Source organism: Salipiger sp. H15 (assembly GCF_040409955.1).
Taxonomy (GTDB): domain Bacteria; phylum Pseudomonadota; class Alphaproteobacteria; order Rhodobacterales; family Rhodobacteraceae; genus Salipiger.
On sequence record NZ_CP123384.1, the window covers coordinates 530,119 to 545,055 of the forward strand.

Here is a 14,937-nt window from a genome sequence, read left to right on the forward strand (position 1 = left end):
CCTGAATCGAGACCCCAATGAGCGACCTCACCACCAACACGGCAGCACAGACGGCCCGCGCGTCCGAGTACGACGCGCAGTTCGGCGACTATTTCGCCCTGCTCAAGCCGCGCGTCATGACCCTGGTGGTCTTCACCGCCTTCGTCGGCCTGCTGGCCGCGCCGGTCCCGGTTCACCCCTTCGTCGGCTTCTGCGCGATCCTCTTCATCGCCGTGGGCGGCGGCGCCTCGGGCGCGCTGAACATGTGGTGGGACGCCGACATCGACGCGGTGATGAAGCGCACCGCCAAGCGCCCGATCCCCTCGGGCCGCGTGCAGCCGGGCGAGGCGCTGGCCCTCGGCCTCGCGCTCTCGGGCTTCTCCTGCGTCTTCCTCGCCCTTGCCACCAACGCGCTGGCGGGCGGGCTGCTGGCCTTCACCATCTTCTTCTACGTGGTGATCTACACCATGTGGCTGAAGCGCTCGACGCCGCAGAACATCGTCATCGGCGGCGCCGCCGGCGCCTTCCCCCCGATGATCGGCTGGGCCGCCGCGACCGGATCGGTCAGCGTCGAGGCCGTGCTGATGTTCTGCCTGACCTTCATGTGGACGCCGCCGCATTTCTGGGCGCTGGCGCTCTTCATGCGCTCGGACTACGACGATGCGCGCGTGCCGATGCTGACCGTGACCCACGGCCGCCGCTCGACCCGCAAGCACATCCTCGTCTACACCATCCTGCTGGCGGCGCTGGCCATCGGCACCGGCTTCACCTCGGTGGGCGGTCCGATCTACCTGGCCGTGGCGCTGGTGCTGAACGCGCTCTTCCTCAAGGGCGCCTGGAACATCTTCCGCCGTGACGAGGTCATGTCGGAAGCCGACAACTTCAAGACCGAGAAGGGCTTCTTCAAGCTCTCGCTGCTCTACCTCTTCGCGCATTTCGGCGCGATCCTGGTCGAGGCGGGACTGGCGCGCTTCGGCATCGACCTGCTGGGAGGCTTCTGATGGGCATCGCACACGAGCACGAACTTCACCACCGCCGCCGCGGCCGCAACATCGGCGTCGGGCTCACCCTGGCGGCCTTCATCGCCATCGTCTTCGGCCTGACCATCGTCAAGATCGGCTCGGGCGACTTCGGCGCCGCCAACGCGCCGCAGCAGGGACAGGTCCAGAATGGCAACTAAGGGCACCACGAAGACTCTCTGGTCGCTGATCGGCGTGGTGGTCTTCATGGGCGCCATGGCCTGGGCCTCCGTGCCCTTCTACAACTGGTTCTGCCGGGTCACCGGCTATGGCGGCACGACCAACGTCGCCACCGGCGAGGCCTCGCAGATCCTCGACCGCACCATCAAGATCCGCTTTGACGCCTCGAAGGACCGCGGCTTCCCCTGGGAGTTCAAGCCGCTGCAGACCGAGATGACGCTGCGCATCGGCGAGGATGGCCTCGCCTTCTACGAGGCCTACAATCCCACCAACCGCCCCATCGCCGGGCAGGCCGCCTACAACGTGGCCCCCTATGACGCGGGCGCCTATTTCAGCAAGATCGAGTGCTTCTGCTTCACCGAGCAGGTGCTCATGCCCGGCGAGCGGGTGCAGATGCCGGTAAGCTTCTACGTCGACCCCGAGATCGTCAACGATCCCGACGCGAAGTTCGCCAAGCACATCACGCTCAGCTACACGTTCTACGAGATCGACCTGCCAGAGGAGACGCAGGCCGCTCTTGCCAAGGAAGAAGCGGACACGAGTTCCGTCAACTGACCGCCTGACCAACGAGGGAATCGAGATGGCGCATGCAAAGAACCACGACTACCACATTTTACCCCCGTCAGCCTGGCCGCTGATCGGCGCGGCCTCCGCCTTCGTCATGCTGTTCGGCGCGGTTCTGTGGATGCACGACCACGGGCCGTGGATCTTCCTCGCGGGCTTCGTCGGCGTGCTCTACACCATGTTCGGCTGGTGGTCGGACGTGATCGCCGAGAGCCGCGTGGGCGACCACACCCCGGTGGTGCAGATCGGCCTGAAATACGGCTTCATCCTGTTCATCATGTCCGAGGTGATGTTCTTCTTCGCCTGGTTCTGGTCGTTCTTCAAGCACGCGCTCTACCCGATGGGCCCGAACTCCCCGGCCGTCGACGGCGTCTGGCCGCCCGCCGGGATCGAGACCTTCGACCCCTGGCACCTGCCGCTGATCAACACGCTGATCCTGCTCTGCTCGGGCGCCGCCGTGACCTGGGCGCACCACGCGCTGGTGCACGAGAACAACCGCCAGGACATGAAGTGGGGCCTCGCCATCGGCATCGCGCTCGGCGTGCTCTTCACCGTGTTCCAGGCCTATGAGTACAGCCACGCGGCCTTCGGCTTCTCGGGCAACATCTACGGCGCCAACTTCTTCATGGCGACGGGCTTCCACGGCACCCACGTGATCATCGGCACGATCTTCCTCTTCGTCTGCCTGCTGCGGCTGATGAGGGGCGACTTCACGCCGACCAAGCACATCGGCTTCGAGGCCGCCGCCTGGTACTGGCACTTTGTCGACGTGGTGTGGCTCTTCCTCTTCGCCTCGGTCTACATCTGGGGCGGCTGAGCCCGGCCCGGCACCCGAACCTCGTTTCATCCGAGACCGCAGACGCCCGCCGCACCCGGCGGGCGTTTCGCGTCTGCCCCGCGCCGCGCGGGACGGCACCGCCGGGCAGGCGTATTTGAAAAAGAGAAGAAGCACGGGACGCGCCCCGCCCTTCTTCTCTTTCAAAACACGCCGGGGTGAATGCGGCGCAGCCGCAGAGGGGCGGAGCCCCTGCCCTTTTGCCGCAGCGCCCGCCGCTTGCGCGTCCCGCGAACAATCGCGCCTTGATGTGTCCCGCGCAGAGGCGCTAAAGCAGGCAGGACGCGGCAGCGCCCCGACCCCCGCCCCGAGACCGGACCCGGACCTACTTGACCCGTTACCTCGCCCCCCTCCTCTTCGGCCTGATCGGCGCCGCGATCCTGATCTCGCTGGGCAGCTGGCAGCTGCGCCGGCTCGAGTGGAAGGAAGCGGTGCTGGCCGAGATCGACGCGCGCATCGCCGGTCCCGCGCAGCCCCTGCCCCGGATGATCGCGCCCGAGGAGCAGCGCTACCAGCCGGTGGCCCTGCAGGGAGAGATCCTGCCCGGCGAGATCCGCGTGCTGGTCAGCCAGAAGGGTGTCGGCGCGGGCTACCGGATCATCGCGCCCTTCCGGGTCGAAGGTGACCCCGAGGGGCCGCGGCTCATCCTGCTCGACCGCGGCTTCACCCCGGACGCGGAGAAGGACGCCGCGCGCAGCACCGGGACGGTCACCGTCACCGGCAACCTGCACTGGCCCGACGACCGCAACAGCTCGACGCCCGAGAATGATCTCAAGGCGAACATCTGGTTCGCCCGCGACATCGGCGCCATGGCCGAGACGCTGCAGACCGAGCCGCTGCTCGTCGTCGCGCGTGAGGTCACCCCCGCCGACCCGACCCTCCAGCCGCTGCCGGTCAGCGCCAGCGGCATTCCCAACGATCACCTGCAATACGCCATCACCTGGTTCTCGCTGGCGGTGGTGTGGCTGATCATGACCGGCTATTACATCCGCCGGCAGTCCAAGACAGGAAAGGCCTGAGCCCCCATGAGCCCAATCCGCTACATCTCGACCCGCGGCAAAGCCCCGGCGCTCAGCTTCGAGGAGGCCATGCTCTCGGGCCTCGCCCGTGACGGCGGCCTCTACGTGCCCGAGACCGTGCCGGTGATGACCCCCGGCGACATCCGCGCGCTGAGCGGGCTCAGCTACGAGGAGACCGCCTTCCGCGTCATGCGGCCCTTCGTGGCGGGCAGCTTCAGCGACGAGACCTTTGGCGACCTCATCTCCAAGGCCTATGCCGGTTTCGGCCACAACGCCCGCGCGCCGATGGTGCAGCTGGCGCCGAACCACTTCCTGCTGGAGCTCTTCCACGGCCCGACGCTGGCGTTCAAGGACTTCGCCATGCAGCTCATCGGCCAGCTCTTCCAGGAGGCGCTGACCCGCCGCGGCGAGCGGGTGACCATCGTCGGCGCCACCTCGGGTGACACCGGCTCGGCCGCGATCGAGGCCTTCAAGGGGCTCGACGCGGTGGATGTCTTCATCCTCTTCCCGCATGGCCGCGTCTCGGAGGTGCAGCGCCGCCAGATGACCACGCCACCCGAGGCGAACGTGCACGCGCTGGCGCTCGACGGGCATTTCGACGACTGCCAGGCCAAGCTCAAGGACATGTTCAACGACTTCACCTTCCGCGACGAGGTGCGGCTGGCGGGCGTGAACTCGATCAACTGGGCGCGGGTGCTGGCGCAGGTGGTCTACTACTTCTCCTCCGCCGTGTCGCTGGGCGCGCCGGACCGCAAGGTCAGCTTCACCGTGCCGACCGGCAACTTCGGCGACATCTTCGCGGGCTACATCGCCAAGAAGATGGGCCTGCCGATCGACCGGCTGGTGGTGGCGACGAACCAGAACGACATCCTGCACCGCTGCCTCTCGACCGGCGACTACCGCACGTCCGAGGTGCACCCCTCGATCAGCCCGTCGATGGACATCCAGGTCAGCTCGAACTTCGAGCGCGCGCTCTTCGACGCCTACGGGCGCGACGGCGCGGCCGTGGCGCAGCTGATGGACGAGCTGAAGGCCGGCGGGTTCAACGTGAGCCAGGGCGCGCTGCAGGCACTGCGCGAGCATTTCGAGAGCGGCCGCGCCTCGGAAGAAGACACCCTCGCCACCATCGCCAAGGCGCAGCAGACCATGGGCGAGCTGCTCTGCCCGCATTCCGCCATCGGCGTGAAGGTGGCGGACGAGCACCGCACCGCCTCCGTGCCGATGATCACCCTTGCCACCGCGCATCCGGCGAAGTTCCCCGACGCCGTGGAAAAGGCCAGCGGCATCCGCCCGCCCCTGCCCGCGCGCATGGCAGACCTCTTCGACCGCCCCGAGCGTGTCACCCGTGTGCCCAACGATCTTGCGGCACTCGAAACCCTTATCCGGGAGCGTATCACCAAGTGACCGTGCAACTCACCACCCTGAAGAACGGCTTCCGCGTCGTCTCCGAAAACGTGCCCGGCCTGCAGTCGGCCTCGCTCGGCATCTGGGTCACCGCCGGTGGCCGCAACGAGCGGATCGAGCAGAACGGCATCGCGCATTTCCTCGAGCACATGGCCTTCAAGGGCACCAAGACGCGCAGCGCGCTGCAGATCGCCGAGGCGATCGAGGACGTGGGCGGCTACATCAACGCCTATACCTCGCGCGAGGTGACGGCCTATTACGCCCGCGTGCTCGAGAACGACACCCGGCTCGCCATGGACGTGATCGGGGACATCCTGCTCAACCCGATCTTCGAGCCCAAGGAGATCGAGACCGAGCGTCACGTGATCCTGCAGGAGATCGGCCAGGCGCTCGACACGCCCGACGACGTGATCTTCGACTGGCTGCAGGAAAAGGCCTACACCGGCCAGGCGCTGGGGCGGACCATCCTCGGCGAGGCGGCCAACGTGAAGTCCTTCGACCGCGACGATCTCGCGACCTTCGTGGCCGAACATTACGGGCCGGGCCAGATGATCCTCTCCGCCGCCGGCGCGGTGGATCACGAGGCGCTGGTGGCGCAGGCCGAGGGGCTCTTCGGCATGATGGTGCCGCGCCTTGCCCCGGTGGCCGAGGACGCGCGCTTCACCGGCGGCGAGTTCCGCCGGGTGAAATCGCTCGAGCAGGCGCATCTCGCGCTGGCCTTCGAGGGACCGGGCTACCGCGATCCCAACTTCTACACCGCGCAGATCTACTCGATCGCGCTTGGCGGCGGCATGTCCTCGCGCCTGTTCCAGGAGATCCGCGAGAAGCGCGGCCTCTGCTACACGATCTTTGCCCAGACCGGCGCCTATGCCGAGACCGGGCTGGCCACCGTATATGCCGGCACCTCCGGCGAGGAAGTGGGCGAGCTTGCGCGGCTGACCATCGACGAGATGAAGCGCGCCGCCGAGGACATGTCCCCCGAGGAGGTCGCCCGCGCCCGGGCGCAGATGAAGGCCGGGCTGCTGATGGGGCTGGAAAGCTCGTCCTCCCGCGCCGAGCGCATGGCGCGCATGGTGCAGATCTGGGGCGAGGTGCCGCCGATCGAGGAGACGGTCGAGAAGATCGACAACGTCACCACCGGCGACGTGCGCGACTTTGCCGAGAAGATCGCCGCCGAGGCCCCGGCCGCGCTGGCGCTCTACGGCCCGGTCAAGAGCGCGCCCGGGCTCGACGAGCTGCAGGCACAGCGGGCCGCCTGATGCTGGGACGGCGGCGGAAGTTCAGGCTCGACAGCGAGCGTCTGATCCTGCGCCCGCCGCTCCATGGCGATTTCAACGCCTGGGTCGCGCTGCGGTTGCAGAGCAAGGACTACCTCACGCCCTGGGAGCCTTCCTGGGCGGAGGACCACCTCTCGCGGCGCGCCTTCACCAACCGCGTCTACTGGGCGCAGCGCTCGATCAGCGCGGGTTCGGCGGTGCCGCTCTTCCTGGTGCGGCGCGAGGATTCGGTGCTGGTCGGGGCGATCACCCTCGACAACATCCGCCGCGGCCCGGCGCAGTCCGGCACGCTCGGCTACTGGACCGGCCAGCCCTTCGCCCGGCACGGCTACATGCGCGAGGCGATCGCGGCGCTGGTGCACCATGCCTTCACCGCGATGGATCTCAGCCGGATCGAGGCTGCCTGCCTGCCCGAGAACGTCGCGTCGCGCGGGCTCCTCGAAAGCTCGGGCTTCAAGTACGAGGGCGTGGCGCAGAGCTACCTGCAGATCAACGGCCGCTGGCGCACCCACGTGCTCTACAGCGCGCTGCGGCTCGACCGGCGCGGGCGCACGCAGGTCGGCTGACCGGGCAAATCGGCGTCCACGGTCCGCCCAAGCCTTACGCCACGTAAATTTTAACTCCGCGCGGCGCGTTCCGGGCTTAGGCTTCCTTGCGAAAGGAGCCCTGCCATGCTGCGCCCTGCCCGTGACACGATGGTCCTCGCCCTGACCAGCCTCTCCGGCCTTGCCGCCCTGCCCGCCGAGGCGCAGGAACGCCGCGCCTCCCATTGCATCGCCATCGCCGATGCCGCACCCGGGATCGAGTACCTGCACAAGGCCGCCTGGACCGATCCGGTGCCCGAATACGCGGTGCGGATCCAGTATCTCTCGCACGCCTCCTTCCTGATCCAGACGCGCGGCGGGCTCGATGCGGTCACCGATTTCACCGGCTACATCGGCAACGTCCCGATGATCCCCGACGTCGTGACGATGAACCACGCCCATTCCAGCCACTGGACCGCCAATCCAGACCCGGCGATTCCGCACATCCTCGAGGGCTGGGGGCCGTTCGGCGAGGGCATCGAGCACAACCTCGACCTTGGCGAGATGCTGGTGCGCAACGTCTCGACCGACATCCGCTCGGCCTATGGCGGCACCGAGGAGAAGGGCAACTCGATCTTCGTCTTCGAGGTCGAAGGGCTCTGCATCGGCCATCTCGGCCACCTGCACCACGAACCCAGCGATGAACAATACGCCGCGCTCGGCCGGATCGACGTGCTGATGGTGCCGGTGGACGGCGGCATGACCATGCCGCTCGAGGACATGGAGCGCGTGGTCGAGCGCCTGCGCAGCTCGGTGATCCTGCCGATGCACTGGTTCTCGGGCGCCTCGCTCGAGCGCTTCATCGCGGATGTCTCGGACCGGTTCCCGGTCGAGCGCCGCGACGGCTCGGAACTGGTGGTCGGGCTGCGCGACCTGCCGCCCCGGCCGACGGTCATCGTGCTGCAACCCGAATGGCTGAGCGAGTGAGACTCCCGTCGCGCTGGACCTCGCCGCGGCGCGCCGCCATCATGGCCCCGCGCGGCCTCCTCGCCGCGCCAACACAGGAGCCCCGCGCCATGTCCCTCTCCCGCCCCCTCCGCGCCGCAGGCCGCGCAACATGCTGAAATCCGTCGTTTTCGATCTCGACGGCACGCTGATCGACAGCGCGCCCGACCTGCACCGCGCCGCCAATGTCGTGCTGCGCAGCGAGGGCCTGCCCGAGATCACCTTCGAACAGGCCCGCAGCTTCATCGGCAAGGGCGCCCCGGTGCTGATCGCCCGTGTCGTCGAGGCGGTCGGGCTGGATCGCGACCCGAACGCCCATTCCCGGCTGCTCGGCAAGTTCATGCGCGAATACGAGCGCGAGCCCGCGCTCACCGTGCTCTACCCCGGCGTGATGGACGCGCTGGCCCGGCTCGAGCTTCTCGGCTGCGCCATGGGGCTCTGCACCAACAAGCCCGAGGCGCCGACGCAGATCGCGCTCGGCCATTTCGGGCTCGACCGGCACCTGCGCGCCGTCGCCAGCGGCGACAGCCTGCCGGTGAAGAAGCCCGACCCCGCCCCGCTCATCCAGGTGATGCACGATCTCGGCGGGCCGGGGCTCTACGTCGGTGACAGCGAGGTGGACGCCGAGACCGCCGAGCGCGCCGGCCTGCCCTTCGCGCTCTTCACCGAGGGCTATCGCAAGACCCCGGTGGAGGAGATGACCCACGCCTATGCCTTCGACCACTGGGACCAGCTTCCCGGCATCGTGGCGCATCACTTCGGCGCGCTCGAGGCATGAGCCCGGGGGCGCTCAGCGCCTGACGGCGATCATGTCGATCAGCGCCGAGCGCCCGACGTGGCCCCTGCCCTCGCGGATGTCGAGCTCGTAATCCTCGAGCACCTGCACCCGCATGTCCGCGAAGGCCTTGCGCAGCATCCCGGCGGTGTAGAGGTTCTCGGCCACCCCCGGCCCGCCGGTGCCGAACTGCAACTGCCGGGGCGTGTAGCCATGCAGCAGCAGCACGCCGCCCGGCTTGAGCGCCGCCTTCATCCGCTCGAACAGCACCGCCCGCCCGTCGGGCCCGACGAACTGGATGAAGATCCCCGCCACGAGGTCGAAACTCTCGCGCGGCCAGTCCCAGTCGAAGGCGTCCTGCACCGAGTAGTCCACCTCGACCCCGCGCTCGGCGGCAAGCCGCCGGGCCTTGTCCACCGCCGCGGCAGCACCGTCGAAGGCGGTGACCTTCAGGCCCAGCTGCGCGAGATAGACCGAGTTCCGCCCCTCGCCATCGGCGACGCAGAGCGCCTTCGCACCGGGCTTCAGCCAGTTGTTGCGGCGGATCAGGACCCCCGAAGGTTCGGTTCCGTAGACGTAATCCTCGACGGCGTATCGTTCGTCCCACATGGGCGATGCTCCTGGAAAATATATACGGCTCAGATAGAAAGACGCCCGCAGGCTGCAAGCGCGCTGCAATCGTTCACACCCTTTTGTCATTGACCCCGGGGCGGCGCGCTTGCGAAAACATGACACCGTATAGCACGAAAGCGCCGCAGGTTGCGGCACAGCAGGAAAGACCCGCGCAATGATCCGCCACCCCATGCGCAACTGGCTGCCGCTTGGCCTCGCCGCCCTCCTCTCCGTCACAACTCCGGGCCTTGCCCGGGCCGGGGCCGATCCGGCCGACTGGGAGGCTGTGACGGCCGAGGCGCGGGGCCAGACGGTCTACTGGAACGCCTGGGGCGGGGCCGACAACGTCAATGCCTTCATCGACTGGATCGGGCAGCAGGCACAGGACCAGTACGCCGTCACGCTCGAGCACGTGAAGCTGTCGGACACCGCCGAGGCAGTGAGCCGCGTGCTCGCCGAAAAGGGCGCCGGCAAGGACGAGGGCGGCGCGATCGACCTCGTCTGGATCAACGGCGAGAACTTCGCGTCGATGAAGCGGCAGGGGCTGCTCTTCGGCCCGTGGTCCGAGGACCTGCCGAACTGGCAGCTGACCGATCCCGCTGCCAACACCGCGCTGACCGCCGATTTCACCGTGCCGACCGAGGGGCTGGAAAGCCCCTGGGGCATGGCGCAACTGGTCTTCTACCACGACACCGCCCGCCTGCCCGAGCCGCCGCGCAGCATGGCTGCGCTTTCGGACTGGGCGGCGCCCAACCCGGGGCGCTTCACCTATCCGCAGCCGCCGGACTTCCTTGGCTCGACCTTCCTCAAGCAGGCGCTGATCGAGCTGACCCCCGATCCCGATGCGCTGTCGCACCCGGTGGACGAGGCCGATTACGCGGCGGCGACCGCGCCGTTCTGGGACTGGCTCGACGGGCTCACACCGAACCTCTGGCGGCAGGGCAAGGCCTATCCGCAGACCGCCCAGCGGATGATCCAGCTGATGGCCGACAACGAGATCGACATCGGTTTCGAGTTCAACCCCAACGCCGCCTCCAACGCGATCGCCAATTTCCAGCTGCCGGACACGGTGCGCAGCTTCGTGCTCGAGGGCGGCTCGCTCGGCAATGCGAGTTTCGTCGCCATCCCCTACAATGCCAATGCCAAGGCCGGCGCGATGGTGATCGCCAACCTGCTGCTATCGCCCGAGGCGCAGGCGCGCATGGCAAGCCCCGACGAGCTCGGCTTCGGCACCGTGCTGGCGATGGACCGGCTTTCGGATGCACAGGTCCGGCTCTTCGACGAGATCCCCGTCGGCATCGCCACGCTCACCCCCGAGGAGCTGGGACCGACCCTGCCCGAGCCGCATCCGTCTTGGATGGTGAAGCTCGAAGAGGACTGGACCGCGCGCTACGGCGTGGCGCGCTGAGTGGCGCGCTCGCTGACCCGCGCGGCACCGGCCCTCACGCTGCTGGCGCTGCTCGGGCCGGTGGCGGCGGGGCTGGCGGGCACGATCGCCCCGGCCTTCGGCCTCCTGCCCGCGCTCGGCGGCAGCGAGATCACCCTCACCCCCTTCCGTGAGCTGCTGGGCTGGCCGGGGCTGCCGCGCGCGGTCTTCCTGTCGCTCTTCACCGGGCTGGCCGCGACGATGCTGGCGCTGGCACTGACGCTGCTGATCTGCGCCGGCTGGCAGGGCACGCGGGCCTTCGCGGCGCTCGAACGGGCGCTCTCGCCGCTGCTGTCGGTGCCCCATGCCGCCGCCGCCTTCGGGCTTGCCTTCCTCATCGCCCCCTCGGGCTGGATCGCCCGGGCGCTGGCCCTGCCGCTCGGCTGGGAGCAGCCGCCCGACCTGCTCATCCTGCAGGACCCGCGCGGCCTGTCGCTGATCGCCGGGCTGGTGGTGAAGGAGATGCCGTTCCTTCTGCTGATGACCCTCGCCGCCCTGCCCGCGCTGCGCCCGGCCCAGAGCCTCGCCACGGCGCAGGCGCTGGGATACGGGCGCGTCACCGCATGGGCCAAGGTGATCATGCCGCGGCTCTATGCGCAGATCCGCCTGCCGGTCTACGCGGTGCTGGCCTTCTCGGTCTCGGTGGTGGACGTGGCGATGATCCTCGGGCCGGGCACGCCGCCGCCGCTGGCGGTGCAGGTGCTGAAATGGATGAACGATCCCGACCTCGCGCTGCGCTTCCGCGCCGCCGCCGGGGCGCTGCTGCTGCTGGCGCTGACCATCGCGGCGCTGCTGCTCTGGCGCGGCGGCGAGATCGCCGCACGCCGCCTCTCGGCGCGCTGGCTGGTCTCGGGCGGGCGCGGCCATGCCGAGCCGCTGCTGCGCGGGCTGGGGCTGGGCCTCGGCGCGCTCTCGGCGGCGCTGGTGCTGCTGGGGCTCGCGGGAATGGCGGTCTGGTCGCTCGCCGGGCTCTGGCACTTTCCCGAGCTCCTGCCGCAGGGCTGGACCCTGCGCAGCTGGATGCGCCACGGGCCGGACCTGCTGGCGCTCTTCGGCCGCACCATGCTGATCGCCGCCACCGCCTCCGGCGTCGCCATGGTGCTGACCACCGCCTGCCTCGAGGCCGAGCAGCGCTTCGGCCTGCGCCCCGGCACCCGCGCACTCTGGCTGCTCTACCTGCCGCTGCTGGTGCCGCAGATCGCCTTCCTGCCGGGGCTGCAGGTGGCGGCGCTGCTGGCCGGGCTCGACGGCACGCTGGCCGCGGTGATCGCCGTGCACGTGGTCTTCGTGCTGCCCTATGCCTTCCTGTCGCTCTCGGACCCCTACCGCGCGCTCGATCCGCGCTACGCCGCCGTCGCCCACGCGCTGGGAAAGGGGCCGAGCGCCACCTTCTGGCGCGTGCGCCTGCCGATGCTGCTGCGCCCCTGGCTGACCGCCGCCGCGGTCAGCGCCGCGGTGAGTGTCGGGCAATACCTGCCGACGCTGCTGATTGGCGGCGGCCGGGTGCCGACCCTGACCACCGAGGCGCTGGCCCTCGCCTCGGGCGGTGACCGGCGGGTGATCGGCGTGACCGCGCTGGCGCAGACCGGCGCGGCCTTCCTGCCCTTCGCGCTGGCGCTGCTGATCCCGGCGCTGGCCTGGCGCAATCGGCGGGGGATGCGCCATGGCTGAGGGGCTGGTCTTCGATGCGCTGCGCATCACCCGCCACGGCGCGCCGCTGCTGTCGCTCGACGCCCATGTCGCGCCCGGCAAGGTGCTGACGGTCATGGGCCCCTCGGGCTCGGGCAAGTCGACGCTGCTTTCGGCGATCATCGGCACGCTCGCCCCGGGCTTCGGGCTCTCGGGGAGGATCACGCTCGACGGCACCGAGATCACCGCGCTGCCGCCGGAAAGGCGCCGCGTCGGCATCCTCTTCCAGGACGAGCTGCTGTTTCCGCACCTGTCGGTCGGCGGCAACCTCGGCTTCGGCCTGCCCGCAAGGCTGCGCGGCAGAGCCCGGCGCGGGCGGATCGACACCGCCCTGCGCGACATCGGGCTCGAGGGCTTTGCCAAGCGCGATCCCGCTACGCTCTCCGGCGGGCAGAAGGCGCGGGTCGCGCTGATGCGGATGCTGCTGGCCGAACCCCGCGCGCTGCTGCTCGACGAGCCCTTCTCGCGGCTCGACGCCGCAAGGCGCGGGCAGATCCGCGCGCTGGTCTTCGAGCGCGCCCGCGCTCAGGGCCTGCCGGTGCTGCTGGTCACCCATGATCCCGAGGATGCCGGGGCCGCGGGCGGGCGCGTCATCACTCTCGGCTGAGCCGCCCCTTGCGGGGCGCGCCGATCCGCGGAATGGTCGGCGCGGGACTGGGAGGAGGAACGCCTTGGAAATCGGACTGGATCTCGGCACGAGCTCGGTGATCGGCCTCCTGTGCGAGGCGGGCGTGCCCCGCGCCGAGGCGCGCCGGGCGCTCACCACCTCCTCGCCCATGCCCTACGCCTCCGAGCAGGACCCGGAGGACTGGTGGCAGGCCGCGCGCGCGGTGCTGGCCGAGCTGGTCGCCGGACTGCCCGAGGGCGAGCGGCAGGCGATCACCGCCATCGGCCTTTCCGGCCAGATGCACGGCGCGGTGCTGCTGGACCGCTCTGGCGCCGTGCTGCGCCCCGCCATGCTCTGGAACGACGGCCGCGCCCATGCCGAATGCGCCGCGCTGACCGAGGCCCTGCCCGAGATCGGCACGCTGGCGGGTGTGCCGCCCCTGCCCGGCTTCACCGCGCCGAAGCTGCTCTGGCTCTCCCGCCACGAGCCCCAGATCCACGCCCGCATCGCCCATGTCCTCCTGCCGAAGGACTACCTCGGCTACCGGCTGCACGGCGGCTACGTCACCGATCCCTCGGACGCCGCCGGCACGCTCTGGTTCGACCAGTCCGCGCGTCGGTGGTCGGACGCGCTCTGCGCCATCTCGGCCACCGACCCGGACTGGCTTCCGCCGGTGCGGGACGGCGCGGAGGTGGCGGGGCTCATCCTGCCGCAGATCGCCGTCGGGCTGGGACTTTCGCCAAGGGTCCGAATCGTGATCGGCGGCGGCGATGCCGCGACGGGCGCGGTGGCGGTGGGCGCGGTGGAGGACGGCACGGGGCTGATCTCGCTCGGCACCTCGGGGCAGCTCCTGCTGGCCGGAAGCGCCTACCGGCCCAACCCCGGGGCCTTCGTGCATGCCTTCGCCCACACCCTGCCCGGCCGCTGGTACCAGATGGCGGCGATGCTGAATGGCGCGCGGCCGATGGCCTGGTTCGCCGGGGTCGCCGGGGCCGGGATCGGCGCGCTGCTCGAGGAGGCCGCAGCCGTCCCCGCCACCCGCGTGCCGCTCTTCCTGCCCTATCTCACCGGCGAGCGCAGCCCGCACGGCGATCCGCACATCCGCGGCGGCTTCTTCGGGCTCGAGGACAGCACCACCCGCGCCGCGATGATGCGCGCGGTGGTCGAGGCGGTCGCCTTCTGCTTTGCCGACGCGGCCGAGAGCTTCGGCCCCGCCGCGCGCGGGCTCGCGCCCCTGCCGGTGCTCGGCGGCGGCGCGCAGAGCGACCTGCTGCTGCAGGCGGTGGCGGATGCCAGCGGGCTCACCCTGTTCCGGCCCGACGGCGCGACAAGCGGCCCCTCGCTCGGCGCGGCGAAGCTTGCGGCGCTGGCGACCGGCACCCTGTCGCGGGGCGATCTCGACACGCGCCCCGAGGCGCGCGAGGTCTTTACCCCGCGCCCGGGAGGCGCCCTGCTGGAGAGGCTGGAGAAATGGCGCGCGCTCTACCGCGCGCTGAGGCCGCTGGCCGCGCCGCGCTGATCAGGCGCGCTTCAGCCGGTCCTCGACCGACTGCGCGTAATCGGCCATGCGCACGCGGAACTTCTTCTCGAGATTGGCACGCGCCAGCTTCAGCGACTGCACCATGAGCCGGGCCGAGAGCGTCCGCGGCTTCAGCTCGAGCATCATGGCGATGCGCGTGCGGCTGCGCGACAGGGCGACGAACTCGATCCGCGTCAGCACCTCGAGCCCGTCGGTCAGGCTGCGGTAGACCAGCAGGTTCGGCGCATCCTCCTCGATCAGCGTGATCTCGGCCGCGCGCGCCCTGCCGCGGAAGGTGAAGACCGCGTGCCAGGCATGGCTGCCCGCGCCCGCCGGGTCACCCCGCCGCAACTCGATCCCGCGCCGCATGATCTGCCGCTCGAGATGCTCGAAATTGGTCGCCTCCGCGTAGACCCGCTCGACCGGGACCTCGATGTCTTCCTTGGTGGAGATTTCCATCGCCTGCCTCGTTCACCCTATCGTCACTCGTTACCGGCGCATCA

The 14,937-nt window shown here is 69.8% G+C and carries 16 protein-coding genes; 14 read left to right on the plus strand and 2 right to left on the minus strand.

All coding sequences use genetic code 11. From position 1 onward, the window contains the following. Positions 1 to 17 precede the first annotated feature (17 nt). The 10 genes from cyoE (at position 18) to gph (ending at position 8,584) form a co-directional block, all read left to right on the plus strand. A complete protein-coding gene (gene cyoE, locus PVT71_RS02575; RefSeq protein WP_353472935.1) occupies positions 18 to 980 on the plus strand; it encodes a heme o synthase in 963 nt (320 codons plus the stop codon). Next, the gene (locus tag PVT71_RS02580) at positions 980 to 1,159 is read left to right on the plus strand and encodes a hypothetical protein (protein WP_353472936.1); all 180 of its coding nucleotides are present in this window, start codon (positions 980 to 982) and stop codon (positions 1,157 to 1,159) included. Before cyoE ends, PVT71_RS02580 begins: the two co-directional genes overlap by 1 nt. After that, positions 1,149 to 1,733, plus strand: a complete 585-nt coding sequence (locus tag PVT71_RS02585) for a cytochrome c oxidase assembly protein (protein ID WP_353472937.1) — start codon at positions 1,149 to 1,151, stop codon at positions 1,731 to 1,733. Before PVT71_RS02580 ends, PVT71_RS02585 begins: the two co-directional genes overlap by 11 nt. Before the next feature lie 25 nt (positions 1,734 to 1,758). Beyond that, entirely contained in the window at positions 1,759 to 2,559 is an 801-nt protein-coding gene (locus tag PVT71_RS02590) for a cytochrome c oxidase subunit 3 (RefSeq protein WP_353472938.1), read from the plus strand. A 347-nt stretch (positions 2,560 to 2,906) separates the two neighbouring features. Further along, entirely contained in the window at positions 2,907 to 3,596 is a 690-nt protein-coding gene (locus tag PVT71_RS02595) for an SURF1 family protein (RefSeq protein ID WP_353472939.1), read from the plus strand. 15 nt (positions 3,597 to 3,611) lie between these two features. Further along, positions 3,612 to 5,000, plus strand: coding sequence for a threonine synthase (gene thrC, locus PVT71_RS02600; RefSeq protein WP_353473827.1), 1,389 nt, complete (start codon positions 3,612 to 3,614; stop codon positions 4,998 to 5,000). Further along, complete coding sequence (locus PVT71_RS02605; RefSeq protein WP_353472940.1) at positions 4,997 to 6,259, plus strand: pitrilysin family protein; 1,263 nt, start codon at positions 4,997 to 4,999, stop codon at positions 6,257 to 6,259. Before thrC ends, PVT71_RS02605 begins: the two co-directional genes overlap by 4 nt. Then, positions 6,259 to 6,843: a GNAT family protein gene (locus PVT71_RS02610; RefSeq protein WP_353472941.1), complete on the plus strand. Its 585-nt coding sequence runs from the start codon at positions 6,259 to 6,261 to the stop codon at positions 6,841 to 6,843. Before PVT71_RS02605 ends, PVT71_RS02610 begins: the two co-directional genes overlap by 1 nt. Before the next feature lie 105 nt (positions 6,844 to 6,948). After that, a complete protein-coding gene (locus PVT71_RS02615; protein ID WP_353472942.1) occupies positions 6,949 to 7,788 on the plus strand; it encodes an MBL fold metallo-hydrolase in 840 nt (279 codons plus the stop codon). A 130-nt stretch (positions 7,789 to 7,918) separates the two neighbouring features. Further along, a complete protein-coding gene (gene gph, locus PVT71_RS02620) occupies positions 7,919 to 8,584 on the plus strand; it encodes a phosphoglycolate phosphatase (protein WP_353472943.1) in 666 nt (221 codons plus the stop codon). Between the two features lie 12 nt (positions 8,585 to 8,596). Here the strand turns inward: gph and PVT71_RS02625 are convergent, their stop codons facing one another. Beyond that, positions 8,597 to 9,190, minus strand: a complete 594-nt coding sequence (locus tag PVT71_RS02625) for a class I SAM-dependent methyltransferase (RefSeq protein ID WP_353472944.1) — start codon at positions 9,188 to 9,190, stop codon at positions 8,597 to 8,599. A gap of 178 nt (positions 9,191 to 9,368) precedes the next feature. Between PVT71_RS02625 and PVT71_RS02630 the strand changes: the two genes are divergently transcribed. From PVT71_RS02630 to xylB, 4 genes are all read left to right on the plus strand, one after another. Continuing rightward, the gene (locus PVT71_RS02630) at positions 9,369 to 10,601 is read left to right on the plus strand and encodes an ABC transporter substrate-binding protein (protein ID WP_353472945.1); all 1,233 of its coding nucleotides are present in this window, start codon (positions 9,369 to 9,371) and stop codon (positions 10,599 to 10,601) included. Then, positions 10,602 to 12,290: an ABC transporter permease subunit gene (locus tag PVT71_RS02635; RefSeq protein WP_353472946.1), complete on the plus strand. Its 1,689-nt coding sequence runs from the start codon at positions 10,602 to 10,604 to the stop codon at positions 12,288 to 12,290. Further along, positions 12,283 to 12,915: an ATP-binding cassette domain-containing protein gene (locus PVT71_RS02640; RefSeq protein ID WP_353472947.1), complete on the plus strand. Its 633-nt coding sequence runs from the start codon at positions 12,283 to 12,285 to the stop codon at positions 12,913 to 12,915. The genes PVT71_RS02635 and PVT71_RS02640 overlap by 8 nt, the downstream gene beginning before the upstream one ends. Before the next feature lie 64 nt (positions 12,916 to 12,979). Continuing rightward, positions 12,980 to 14,434: a xylulokinase gene (gene xylB, locus PVT71_RS02645; protein ID WP_353472948.1), complete on the plus strand. Its 1,455-nt coding sequence runs from the start codon at positions 12,980 to 12,982 to the stop codon at positions 14,432 to 14,434. On the opposite strand, the gene PVT71_RS02650 is transcribed toward xylB, so the two are convergent. Next, positions 14,435 to 14,893 carry an SRPBCC family protein gene (locus PVT71_RS02650; protein ID WP_353472949.1) on the minus strand — a complete coding sequence of 153 codons (459 nt, stop codon included), beginning with the start codon at positions 14,891 to 14,893 and terminating at the stop codon, positions 14,435 to 14,437. Positions 14,894 to 14,937 lie beyond the last annotated feature (44 nt).